Source organism: Bifidobacterium miconis (genome assembly GCF_019331735.1).
In the GTDB taxonomy this organism is placed as follows: domain Bacteria; phylum Actinomycetota; class Actinomycetes; order Actinomycetales; family Bifidobacteriaceae; genus Bifidobacterium; species Bifidobacterium miconis.
Genome location: NZ_JAHBBH010000015.1, coordinates 62239 through 72185 on the forward strand (window position 1 = coordinate 62239; position 9947 = coordinate 72185).

Consider the following 9947-nt stretch of genomic DNA (forward strand, 5'->3'; position numbering starts at 1 on the left):
TGTTCCTTTCGGTTGGGGTTATTGGATGGTGAGCAGTCGGAGGCGGCGGTCTGCCGTGTCCAGATGCGGGGTGGTGGTGGCGTCGTGCGGTTCGGCGGCCCGCTTGGCGGGCTGTTCGTCGGGTTTGAGGCCGAGCACGGCGGTTTTGGCGCTGACTTCGGTGGACTGGTTCATGCCGATGGGGCAGATGCTCACCTCGTACAGGTCGAGGTTGCGCAGCTCGTAGTAGCCGGGCGTGTAGCTGCCGTCGTCGTTGCGTTTGCCGTCGACCCATGCGCCTTCCTTGACGTCGTAGGCGAAGCTCATTTGCCCGACGCGTCCTTCCTTGAGGAGTTTGGCGACCTGCTGGCCGACGTCGGTGCTGGTGTCGATCGTGCCGGTGACCTTGAGCCCGTGGCTGTCCTCTTCGGCGGTGTCGGTCATGCCGAGGTTCTTGAACGGGTCGCTGGTTTCGTGGTTCCAGTAGACGGGCACGCCTTTGCCGTGGTCCGGGTAGCGTTCTTTGAGCGTGTCGGCGAACGCGCCCTTGACGATCTTGTCGCCGCCGAGGTCGATGTTGTCGAACACGCTGGCGTAGCCTTCGAATCCGATGGTTTCCTCTCCCGTTTCGCCGGTGGCGGTTTTGGCTTTGACCGGCGTGCGAATGGTTTTGGTCAGAATCATTCGGTGTCTCCTTCCTGGTTGGTGTCGTTGGCGTCGTCGAGGGTGGCGTTGCCGCGGCTTTCGGTTTGGCCGTCGTTGGGGCTGGTTTGCCCGCCGACGAGCACGTTGAGCGGGGTGACGATGCCGTCGCCGCCGTCGATCTTGGGTTTGTTCATGAGTTCGCGCGCCTCGTTGGTGGTGTAGATCGGCCGGCCCGTGGCGGAGACGAGCGACTGGATCTGGGCGGCCGGGTCGCCGCGCAGCTGGGCGTCGCGGTCGAACTCGAGGTAGAGGCCCTTGTCGTAGGACTGCAGGCGGTCGCGCAGGCACAGGTTGATGGATTGTTCGAGCTGGACGATGTACGGGTCGAGGTAGGTGCCGTACAGCATTTGCTTGAACGCGGCGAGGTTGGAGAAGTTGCCTTCCCTGATGCCGATGATTTCGGGCGGGATCCCGTACGCGTTGGCCACGTCGATCTTGACCTTGTCGCGCGCGTTGAGGTCGTCCACGTCGATGGGTTTGAAGCCGGCGAACGCTTCGGCCTTCATGCCGTCCTCCAGGAGGAAGCCTCCGCCGCCGCTGCCGCCGCCGCGGGTGAAGTTCTTCATGCCGGACAGGAACCGGTCGCGCGCCTGGGGGCTGGACCATTCCTTGTCGCGGGTGATGACCAATGGCGCGCGGATCCCGTGTTTGTTGATCTCGGCCCGGTATTCGAGGCTGGCGTCGTATTCGTCGAGGATCTGCCGGAGCCGGCGGCGTTTGGGTTCGCCCTTGCCGGACGCGAACGCGTAGCCGACGCTCATGATCAGGCCGTCCGTGCGGATGTCGAACTTGTCGGGCCGGGTGTCGTCGATCCACACCTTCGCGCCGGTCGGCTCGTCGAGATCGTCGACGAGCGGTCGCCATCGGCGGACGGGGATGCGTCGCAGGCGGAGGCTGTTGGTCGGGGTTTTCGCAAGGATCGCGAGGTACCGGTCGGCGAGGAGCCCGTCCTGGATGAGCGCGTACCAGAATTGGGACGGCGGTATGGCGGGGTTGCCGCTGGGGTTGGCGACGAGTGCGGCGAGCACGTTGTCGCGGACGCGTTCCCGGCCGCCGTCCGGCATGCGCCGGTAGACCTTGAGGGGCAGGCTGCTGATCATGCGGGCGATGAAGTCGGTGACTTCGCGCAACGGGTGGCTTTTGACGCCGTGCCCGTCGGTTTCCGCGTCGTAGCTGAGCAGCGGTTGGCCGGCGTCGACTATTTCGATGTTGTTGGAGGCGGCCCAGTCGTTGAGCCGACCGTTGCTTTCGAAGTAGAGGCTCACTGGTTCACCGCCTGAATGTAGTCGATCCGGTCCTCCGGCAGGAGGATGATCCCGTCGGCCTTGGTCGCGCCGGCGATGTGGTCGACGGCTTCGGCGTCCTTGATTTCGAGCCATCCGGTGGAGTAGGCGGCGAGCGTGCCGCGCAGGGTGATGGCCTGGGTGGCCGCGATGATACGTCGTCCGACGAGCCGGCGCAGCGGGTGCTTGGTGAAGTACATTGGCGTCTCCTTTCAGAAGCCGGCGAAGTCGTAGACCTCGTAGGCGCTTTTCTCCGGTTTGGGCGGCTCGCAGGTTTCGAGCGCCCACAGGGCGACGGTGATGGCGGCGACGCCGCTGATGTCGACGAGCGACCGGCGGCGGTCCCACGCCTCGTTTTCGGCGATGACCTTGGTGACGCCGCCTTCGATGGCCGTGTCGACGAGGGGCTGCGGCGCGTGGACGAGCCGTCGTTCGCGTACCCGGTCGCGCAGGCGGCCGGTGGCGAGGCCGATGTGGCTGCCGTCGACCTCGTGGACGGTGAAGCCGAGTTTGGCGAGCGGTTCGATGAATTCCATGGCCGGACATCCCTTGGATTGGATGGCGACCTCCCACATGCCGGATTCCTCGGCGAGCTGTTTCATGTAGTCGGGCACCCACATGAGGCCCTTGCGGTGTTCGCGCAGGCTGACCACGGGCCGATTGTCCTCGTCGAACACGGCGGCGGCGATCCACGTGTACGATCGGTCGACGCTCACGTCGAGCCCCCATACGGTGCGCGCCCCGTGGGGGATGCGCACTTCGAATGGTTTTGCCATGCACTCGTTCCAATCGTTGACGTCGATGTAGCTGTCGATCTGGGCCGTGACCCATTGGCACAGATGTTCGGTCCGATAGTCGGCGTCGGGGCTGCCGACCATTTCGGCGAGCACGTTCTCGACGGTTTGCGCGCCGTAGCCGATGGACGGGTTGGCCTGCAGGATCGCGTCGACGTCGTCCTTCGCGCAGTCGTCCGGCGCGCTCCACTCGAACAGGCCGATGGAGCAGTCGTGCCCGTCCTTGTACCGTTCGGCGGTCATGAGCCCGGATTCGACCTTGCGCCGCCAGTCCCGGATGAATTCGATGGCGGCGGCCCGCTGGTCGGCGAGGACCACGCTTCTGGCGTCGCCGGCGTTGCTGATGCCCCACAGTTGTCCGTTCCAGAAGGACAGCGTCGTCGGGGACAATGCCTTCCACGCGTCCCATGTGGTCTGCTCGCGCAGCTCGTCGAGGATGACGCGCGCGGCCGGCTTGCCTCGCGCGTTCTTGGCGGCGCGGATCTCGTAGTGCGCGAGACTGCGCGCCTTGATGTATTCCTTGCCGTTGGTGTCGCTGACCTTGGCCGTGGCCCGCTGCAGGGTCGGGATCGCCACTTCCTGCTCTTCCTCGGTTTTCGGATCGTTCTCGCACCATGTCTTGACGGCCGTCCATGGTTCGCGGGCGATGTCGAGGTTCTGGGCGGTGCCGACGATCTTGAACTTCAACGGGGGCACGCGGTCGGGATGACGCACCGAGTCGACGAACAGCCACCAGGCGGCGAGCACGCTGGCGAGCATGGTCTTGCCGTTCTGCCGGGCGACCAGCACGATGATGCGGCGGAACCGGTAGGTGACGCCGTCGTCGAGGAGTTCGAGCGCGTGGATGAGCAGCCATCGCTGCCACGGGTAGAGATGGACGCGGAGAATCTGTTCGGCGAAGTCGATGACCTCAAAACCGAGCGACGTGTCCGGAGTGAGCTCGCGCAACGGCCGCGTCCAGATTCTCGGTTCGGTGCGACCATGGTGTTTTGCCATGACCATGCACCTCCCGTTATGTGCCGAAACGTTTCAGACGAAACGCGGTGAGCTCGTCCACCGGCTCGGCCTTCCTGCCTTCCCTGACCTCCCCCGCATAGTCCTGCAACTGCCGGCGAGCCTCCGGCGTGGCCCCCAACGCCTGCAGCACGTTCATCAGATGCGGCACCAGGTAAAGCGCCTTGGTGACCTCCTGCCCGATGCCGTGGGTAACGGCGTAATCGATCTGACTGGCGATCATGCGCCCGGTCTGCACCACCGCCTTGTCCTCCGGCTCGATGTTGCCGGCGAGCGCCTTGACGGTGTCCTCGTAGGCTTTGAGCAGTCCCTTCTGCGCTTTGGCGGGCGCGTCGAGGAGGCGGAGTCGTTGTTCGCCGATCTTGAGGCATTGGTCGATGGCTTTGGGATCCTGTTGGAGGGCGAGGGGGTAGGTCTGCCGGTAGAGGCTGTCGAGCCGTTCGATTTCGATGGCGCGTGCGGTGTCGGGGTTTTTGCCGGATTGCGCGGCTTTGAGCGCTCGGGTGATCGCGGCGTTCGCGCTGGTGGTGGACCGGTAGCCCATTTGGGTTTTGATTTTTTCGATGGGTACTGCGGCGAGGAAGAGGCCGAGGGCCTTGTCGTCGGATTCGGCGGTCATGGGTTGTCCTTGGTGAAGTCGTGGGGTTGGCCGTCGAGTTCGGGGAGGATGCCTGTGTATTCCTGGAATCGTCGGCAGATCACGTCGGCGTATTTCGGGTCGAGTTCGACGACGAGGGCTTTCATGCGCAGCCCGTGGGCGGCGATGAGGGTGGAGCCGCTGCCGGCGAATGGGTCGTAGACGATGCCGCCTGGCCTGCAGCTGTTCTTGAGCATGCTTTGGATGAGTTCAACGGGTTTCATCGTGGGATGCTCCCTGTTGGCTTTTGGTTTGGGGAACTGGAGCACGGTCGACTGCTTGTTGTCGCCTCGCCAGTGTTTGCCGCCTCGGCCAAGCCGTCCGCCCCCCCGCAGTGAATCCGTAGCCGATCGGCTCGTATTCGTCGAGCGGCTTGTCGGGCAGGGTGCCGGCGGCGATGGGTTCGGTCTGCTGCTGGTAGTCGGAGTGGCCGAGGGTGAACGTGTCCTTGACCCAGATCAGGGTTTGCCGCCAGCGCAGGCCGACGGATTCTATGGCCTGTTGGAATTGGACGCGCAGGCTGTCGGAGTGTGCCATGTAGAACGGGCAGCCGGGCTTGCAGATCCTGGTGGCGATCTGGAATGCCTGGCGGGTGATGTCGACCGCCTGCCCCGGATCGGCGTCGTTCTGAATGGTGAGGTGATCCTTGGTGGCGCCCTTGTAGGCGACGCCGTACGGCGGATCGGTCCAGATGCAGGATGGTTGGCCGATCATGCCCACGGCTTTGGTGACGAGCTGTTCGTCGGTGCTGGAGCCGACCACGAGGAGACTGTCGCCCAGCTTCCAGATCTGACCGGCCTGGGTGAACGGCTTGCGCGGCGTGGCCGGCACGTCGTCGGGATCCTTCAACTCCGCGGGGGACGGTTTCGCCGCCGCGATGATCTCGGCGATGTCGTCCGCCTCGTACCCGGTGCCCACGGTCGGCGCTTCGATGCCCGACAGCACCTCGGCGAGCGCCGCCGCATCGTATCCGCCGAGATCGGCGAGCCGATTGTCCGCCACGACGATCTGCGCGGCCTGGTCGGCGTCGAGGTCAACGGTGACGGCCTGGATGGTGGTCCAGCCGAGGCTCTTGGCCGCCTGCCAGGTATGGTTGCCGGCCAGAATCTCGTTCGGAATGCCGGTCTTGGAGCCCTTGTTGACGACGATCGGCTTGTACTGGCCCCTCGCCTTCAGGCTTTCCGCGATCTTCGTCACATTGCCGCGCCGCGGATTGCGATGATACGGGGTCAGCGCGTCAATCGGGAACGATTCGGTCTGAAGCTCGGTCATTTACGCCTCCTTCCCATGGAAAACCAGCGAAAAAACGAGGAAAAACCAGCCCCGAGCCCGCAAGCGCGATGGGGTGGCAAAAGGCCGGGGGGAGAGAAAAACTCGGGCGCGGTGGGTGGTCCGGCCGAGGCCGTCGGCAAATCCGAACGCCCCTACCCGACGCCGAAATCAGAGAATGTGATACACGATCGCGCCGCCGGCGGCGAACCCCTCGAGCACCAGGCTCGTGTGCTCGTCGCCGGCGCCCACGTAGAGGACCGCATCGACCTTCAATCCACGCGCCAAACCAATCGGCGCAAACGCTTCCAGCCGACCGCCCGCATCATTCGACGAACGCAGGTGATTCGAGCCGGCCAGCGTCTGCCTAAGCCTCGCCTTGCCGGCCCGATGACGCACCGTATTGTACGCGGCACGAACCGGCGGCATGTACCGGCCCAAGATCAGCACGCGACACGACGGATTCTCGTCAAGCATCATCGCCAGCCTGGCGCACACGCTCGAATCGTTGTCCATCATGTCCTCCTTCAAGGTCACCACCACGCGGGAATCACGTCACCCATGTCCAGCTTCGGCTGACCATCACCGCGCTCGCGGTTGCATTTGCGGTGGCTGTGTCTGAAGCCCGCGGGATCCTCTTGCAATTCGGGGTATTCGCTGACCGGATAGTAGTGGTCGAGTTCGTGGCTGAGGTCTGTGGTGCCGGGCGGGACGGTGTAGTCGATGCGCTTGTGGCAGATCCAGCAGTCCGCCGCGGGGTCGCCGGCCGCGTCGAGTCGTTGGCCTTCCTCGAAGAACGCCTTCTTGAGTTTGCCGAATGCCCGTGAATGGGTGCGTTTGCCGCTGATGTGAACACCTCCGTCAGGTACAAGAAAACCTCGCGATCCGCAAGGATTGCGAGGTTTGCCTGCTAGATGGCCCCACCCATCTACACCGCAGGCCATCTGTATCATGTGTACCGCGCCAAACCGTTTTCTTCTAGGGTCATCGGCGTGTCGCGTTTAGAGGTCGCCGGCGTCGAAGCGTTTGATGATGCTGCCGATCTGGTAGGTGCGCCGGCCGTTGGCGTCCTCGGGGCCGACGACGATCTTGCCTTCCTGAGCCCAGCGTTGGATGGTGCGCTTCGATACCTTGAGTCCCCAGCTGGTGAGCCATTCGCTCAATTCGCCGGCGGTCTTGGTCGTCCGACTGGATCGGAGCCGGCGCAGCGTTTCTTCGCGCAGCCACGTAAGATCCACGAGCTGGCCGCATTGGCTGCAGTAGGCTGCCTTCGATGCGAGCGGCGCGTAGATCACCGCATTGCATGACGGGCAGTGTCCGGCGAACGTGCGCGGCTCCCTCGGCTCGAACATCGCCCACACCTCGCCGGCCAGCTCGCGGGCCGTGGCCGCCAGCTGCGGTGCCACCGGCGACCTGTCGACGTGCTGCAGCGCGGCGATCGTGCGAAGCATCCCCGCCACGTCATCCGAATCCCCCGGCTTGAGTCCCAGCAGCAGGCTCGCGTTGACCGCGTACTCGCGGATCCTGGACTGCAGGTCGAACGCGTCCGTGCGCAACGGCAGCGGCGCCGAGCCTTGATTCTGGCGAGCGCTGTTGTGGTGTGGGTTGGGGTTGGCTTGTTTGGTGGTGATGAGGGTGAGGTCTGGTGTGAGGGCGGCGAGTTGGGTGCAGTCGGTTTGGTATTGCCAGGTGCATTGTTTGCAGATGGTGTGGGGGTTGGTGATGGGTTGGTTGCAGGTTGGGCAGGGGTGGGTGTGGGTCATGATGCTCCTTGGTTGTCGTGTGCGGTTGCGTCGTGTTTTGTTGGTTGGCATCAGGCCCGTTTGTATTATGTCGTGGTTTTGGTGGGGGTGCCTCGGTGTTTTCCTCCCCAGATGCCGGTGATTGGGTAGCCGTAGATGGTGTGGGTGGCGGCGTAGTGGCCGCATTGTTTTTTGACGGGGCAGGTGTTGCAGATGGCTTTGGCGGCGCGTTCTTGGGCGGGGGTTTGGGGGAAGAAGATTTCGGTGTCTTCGCCTTGGCATGCGGCTTTGGCCCACCAGTCGTCGCCGGTGGTCATTGCTGGTCGGCTCCGTCTGCGTGGTTCCAGTCGCAGGAGAGGCCGCCGGCGTAGCCTTCGTGGAAGTAGATGCAGGTGACGCGGCGGGTGTCGGGCATGGTGATGGTGCAGGTGCGGAAGTCGTTGCTGTAGTTGGTGCATTCTGATTTGGTGACGGTTGTGGTGGTTGTGTTGGGGGTCTCGGTGTTGTCGGTGGTGCCGCAGCCGGCGAGCGCGGTAATGCAAAGAGCGGTGCAAACTAATGTGATGATGCGTTTGGCTAATGTGGTTTGGTTCATTGTTCGTTCTCCGGGATGGGTTTGTTGAGGGTGAGGCCGAGCCAGCGCCAGAGGAGTTCGGCGTCGTCCCAGTCGATTGGGAATGGGTTGGTGGTGTTTGGCCAGCACATGAGTTTTCGGCCGTTGATTGGGTCGTCGGGGGTGAGGTTGAGTCGAAGGCCTGCGTCTTGGTCGTTGCTTGTGTGTGATTGGATGGAAAGTTCGGTTTTGGTGCTCATGCTTGTTCCTTGTTGTGCCAGGCGTAGGTGGGTGGTTGGGGGAGGATCCACAGGTGGCGGATGTTGTGGATGTTGACGAGGTCGGGTTCGGGTGGGTAGATTTCGACGGCCCAGACGTTGCCGAGGGTTTCTTGTTTGATGCGTTGGAGTTCGTCCCAGGTGATGCCGTCTTTCCATTCGTTGGTGCGCTTGTCGCGTTGGATGCGGTTGACGCTGAGGCGGGTGTGGCCGTTGCGGTCGTGGTAGAGGGCGGCGAGGTAGTCGCGGGATTGCCATTGGCGGATGGGTGCGTTGATGCCGTTGATGGCGGCGAGCGCGGTGTAACCGTCGGGGACGGGGAGTTCTTTCATGTGGCGGGATTTGATGATGGTGGTGGGGTTGGTCATTGGTTGGCTTTCGGGTCGTTGAGGTATTGCGGGGTTTCGTCGAGGGTTTCGCCGTCGTCGTAGTAGTTCTTGGGGGTGAGGGTGATTTGGATTTGGCATCCGTTGCGTAGGGCGGCGCCGAGGAGGATGTCGAGCATGGTTTTTTGTTGTTCGTTCATGTGGGTTTTCTTTCGATTAGAGGAGGGTGAGGGTTTGGGCGCATTGTTTGCTGCAGTAGGTGTGGCCGTATTGGTGGCGCCAGCCGTGTTTTCGGGCTTTGTGCCATGCTTCGTTGAGGTTGGGGGCGAAGCATTGGTGGGTGGTGGCGCATTGGTCGCAGGTGAAGCGGTAGATGTGGGTGATGATTTGGATGGTCATTGGAGTGCGGTTTGTTGTGCGGTGGTGATGATGGTTTTGGCGGTGAGGCGGTAGATGGCTTTGTTGCCGGGGAGCATGGTGTTCCAAGCGGCGTCGAGGTCGAGGACGAGGCCGTGGTTGGAGCAGTCGAGTTCGTGGAGGCGGCGGGCGGCGGCTTCGATTTCCTGGTCGGTGGGGGTGCGGCGGGAGCAGGCTTTGTAGCCTTGGGCCCATGCGTTTTGCAGGTTGGTGTCGAGGTAGGTGGGGTCGTTGTCGTGTTGGCGGGTGATTTCCTGTTCGATGATGCTCATTGGTTTGACTCCTTCGGTGATGGTGAGGGTTCGGATGTGTGGTTGGAGGATCCTGGTGTGGTGGCGGGCGTCGATGGACAGGACGTGGAAGCCTCGCAGGTGTTGTTCGGTGTCGTCGAGGGTGAAGCGGGTGGTGGCGTAGGCGCTGTTGGTTGGCGGGTGGGCTTTGAGGTGGCCGTCGATGATGGTGCCGTTGGTGGTGGTGATGATGCAGCGGCGGCCGTCGAGCTGCGTGGGGCTGGCGGTGTGCCAGTCGATGGTGGCCTGCACGATCCCGCCCATCAGAAGTCCTCTCCCGGCAGGTCTTCGCGGTTGAGGCGGATCGCGCTGGTGACCATGGCGACCGCTTCGGCCGGGGCGAGCCCGTCGGCGAGCGCTTGTTTGAGGCTTGGCCGCCATTGGGCGCGGGCTTCGGGGGTGGGCAGGAGGCTGTTGAGGATGTTGCTGTTGGCGAGGATCCTGTCGGTGCTGGCGTTGAGTTGCTGGTCTCGGGTCATGGGCGTGGCTGGGGTTGGGGGTGGTGTCGTGGTGGTGGTTGGGTGGTTGGTGGCGCGGCGGAGCCAGTTGCGGAAGCCGGCGGCGGGATCCTTGGGGATGCGGCCGTTGGCGAGGCAGGCGTCTTGGTATTTGACGAGCTCGTAGGCGGCGTCTTGGCCGGTTTGGGCGGCGATCTGGAGG

Annotated in this window: 16 protein-coding genes and 1 pseudogene; all 17 read right to left on the bottom strand. The window is 63.6% G+C overall.

Translation table 11 applies throughout. The features are described from left to right. Positions 1-18: 18 nt before the first annotated feature. On the bottom strand, positions 19-663 hold the full coding sequence (locus KIH79_RS06760; RefSeq protein WP_219058720.1) for an HK97 family phage prohead protease: 645 nt from the start codon (positions 661-663) through the stop codon (positions 19-21). Next, on the bottom strand, positions 660-1949 hold the full coding sequence (locus KIH79_RS06765; RefSeq protein ID WP_219058721.1) for a phage portal protein: 1290 nt from the start codon (positions 1947-1949) through the stop codon (positions 660-662). The genes KIH79_RS06760 and KIH79_RS06765 overlap by 4 nt, the downstream gene beginning before the upstream one ends. After that, the gene (locus KIH79_RS06770; RefSeq protein WP_219058722.1) at positions 1946-2167 is read right to left on the bottom strand and encodes a hypothetical protein; all 222 of its coding nucleotides are present in this window, start codon (positions 2165-2167) and stop codon (positions 1946-1948) included. The genes KIH79_RS06765 and KIH79_RS06770 overlap by 4 nt, the downstream gene beginning before the upstream one ends. 12 nt (positions 2168-2179) lie before the next feature. Beyond that, positions 2180-3757, bottom strand: coding sequence for a terminase (locus tag KIH79_RS06775; protein WP_236023671.1), 1578 nt, complete (start codon positions 3755-3757; stop codon positions 2180-2182). Positions 3758-3773: 16 nt separating this feature from the next. Further along, on the bottom strand, positions 3774-4394 hold the full coding sequence (locus KIH79_RS06780) for a terminase small subunit (protein WP_219058724.1): 621 nt from the start codon (positions 4392-4394) through the stop codon (positions 3774-3776). After that, the gene (locus KIH79_RS06785) at positions 4391-4636 is read right to left on the bottom strand and encodes a DNA methyltransferase (RefSeq protein ID WP_236023673.1); all 246 of its coding nucleotides are present in this window, start codon (positions 4634-4636) and stop codon (positions 4391-4393) included. The genes KIH79_RS06780 and KIH79_RS06785 overlap by 4 nt, the downstream gene beginning before the upstream one ends. Further along, positions 4623-5684, bottom strand: a complete 1062-nt coding sequence (locus tag KIH79_RS06790) for a ParB N-terminal domain-containing protein (RefSeq protein WP_219058726.1) — start codon at positions 5682-5684, stop codon at positions 4623-4625. Before KIH79_RS06790 ends, KIH79_RS06785 begins: the two co-directional genes overlap by 14 nt. A 168-nt stretch (positions 5685-5852) precedes the next feature. Beyond that, on the bottom strand, positions 5853-6200 hold the full coding sequence (locus tag KIH79_RS06795) for a hypothetical protein (protein WP_219058727.1): 348 nt from the start codon (positions 6198-6200) through the stop codon (positions 5853-5855). Between the two features lie 14 nt (positions 6201-6214). Beyond that, positions 6215-6634: a hypothetical protein gene (locus KIH79_RS06800; RefSeq protein ID WP_236023674.1), complete on the bottom strand. Its 420-nt coding sequence runs from the start codon at positions 6632-6634 to the stop codon at positions 6215-6217. A gap of 48 nt (positions 6635-6682) precedes the next feature. Then, positions 6683-7444, bottom strand: a complete 762-nt coding sequence (locus tag KIH79_RS06805; RefSeq protein WP_219058728.1) for a MerR family transcriptional regulator — start codon at positions 7442-7444, stop codon at positions 6683-6685. 65 nt (positions 7445-7509) lie between these two features. After that, positions 7510-7740, bottom strand: coding sequence for a WhiB family transcriptional regulator (locus KIH79_RS06810; protein ID WP_219058729.1), 231 nt, complete (start codon positions 7738-7740; stop codon positions 7510-7512). Then, on the bottom strand, positions 7737-8018 hold the full coding sequence (locus tag KIH79_RS06815; protein ID WP_219058730.1) for a hypothetical protein: 282 nt from the start codon (positions 8016-8018) through the stop codon (positions 7737-7739). The genes KIH79_RS06810 and KIH79_RS06815 overlap by 4 nt, the downstream gene beginning before the upstream one ends. After that, the gene (locus tag KIH79_RS06820; RefSeq protein ID WP_219058731.1) at positions 8015-8236 is read right to left on the bottom strand and encodes a hypothetical protein; all 222 of its coding nucleotides are present in this window, start codon (positions 8234-8236) and stop codon (positions 8015-8017) included. The genes KIH79_RS06815 and KIH79_RS06820 overlap by 4 nt, the downstream gene beginning before the upstream one ends. Continuing rightward, positions 8233-8622, bottom strand: a complete 390-nt coding sequence (locus KIH79_RS06825; protein ID WP_219058732.1) for a DUF7694 domain-containing protein — start codon at positions 8620-8622, stop codon at positions 8233-8235. The genes KIH79_RS06820 and KIH79_RS06825 overlap by 4 nt, the downstream gene beginning before the upstream one ends. Continuing rightward, on the bottom strand, positions 8619-8780 hold the full coding sequence (locus tag KIH79_RS06830) for a hypothetical protein (protein ID WP_219058733.1): 162 nt from the start codon (positions 8778-8780) through the stop codon (positions 8619-8621). Before KIH79_RS06830 ends, KIH79_RS06825 begins: the two co-directional genes overlap by 4 nt. A gap of 195 nt (positions 8781-8975) precedes the next feature. Then, positions 8976-9551 carry a hypothetical protein gene (locus KIH79_RS06835; RefSeq protein ID WP_219058734.1) on the bottom strand — a complete coding sequence of 192 codons (576 nt, stop codon included), beginning with the start codon at positions 9549-9551 and terminating at the stop codon, positions 8976-8978. Next, positions 9551-9947, bottom strand: a pseudogene (locus KIH79_RS06840) (hypothetical protein); the annotation flags it as partial. The pseudogene KIH79_RS06840 and the gene KIH79_RS06835, both read right to left, overlap by 1 nt.

Bases quoted from the DNA above. Each gene is read 5' to 3' on its own strand.
- KIH79_RS06830 (WP_219058733.1), bottom strand. From the start codon at position 8,780: ATGAACGAACAACAAAAAACCATGCTCGACATCCTCCTCGGCGCCGCC.
- KIH79_RS06805 (WP_219058728.1), bottom strand. From the start codon at position 7,444: ATGACCCACACCCACCCCTGCCCAACCTGCAACCAACCCATCACCAAC.
- KIH79_RS06770 (WP_219058722.1), bottom strand. From the start codon at position 2,167: ATGTACTTCACCAAGCACCCGCTGCGCCGGCTCGTCGGACGACGTATC.
- KIH79_RS06820 (WP_219058731.1), bottom strand. From the start codon at position 8,236: ATGAGCACCAAAACCGAACTTTCCATCCAATCACACACAAGCAACGAC.
- KIH79_RS06835 (WP_219058734.1), bottom strand. From the start codon at position 9,551: ATGGGCGGGATCGTGCAGGCCACCATCGACTGGCACACCGCCAGCCCC.
- KIH79_RS06795 (WP_219058727.1), bottom strand. From the start codon at position 6,200: ATGATGGACAACGATTCGAGCGTGTGCGCCAGGCTGGCGATGATGCTT.
- KIH79_RS06825 (WP_219058732.1), bottom strand. From the start codon at position 8,622: ATGACCAACCCCACCACCATCATCAAATCCCGCCACATGAAAGAACTC.
- KIH79_RS06785 (WP_236023673.1), bottom strand. From the start codon at position 4,636: ATGAAACCCGTTGAACTCATCCAAAGCATGCTCAAGAACAGCTGCAGG.
- KIH79_RS06790 (WP_219058726.1), bottom strand. From the start codon at position 5,684: ATGACCGAGCTTCAGACCGAATCGTTCCCGATTGACGCGCTGACCCCG.
- KIH79_RS06775 (WP_236023671.1), bottom strand. From the start codon at position 3,757: ATGGCAAAACACCATGGTCGCACCGAACCGAGAATCTGGACGCGGCCG.
- KIH79_RS06780 (WP_219058724.1), bottom strand. From the start codon at position 4,394: ATGACCGCCGAATCCGACGACAAGGCCCTCGGCCTCTTCCTCGCCGCA.
- KIH79_RS06800 (WP_236023674.1), bottom strand. From the start codon at position 6,634: ATGATACAGATGGCCTGCGGTGTAGATGGGTGGGGCCATCTAGCAGGC.
- KIH79_RS06810 (WP_219058729.1), bottom strand. From the start codon at position 7,740: ATGACCACCGGCGACGACTGGTGGGCCAAAGCCGCATGCCAAGGCGAA.
- KIH79_RS06760 (WP_219058720.1), bottom strand. From the start codon at position 663: ATGATTCTGACCAAAACCATTCGCACGCCGGTCAAAGCCAAAACCGCC.
- KIH79_RS06815 (WP_219058730.1), bottom strand. From the start codon at position 8,018: ATGAACCAAACCACATTAGCCAAACGCATCATCACATTAGTTTGCACC.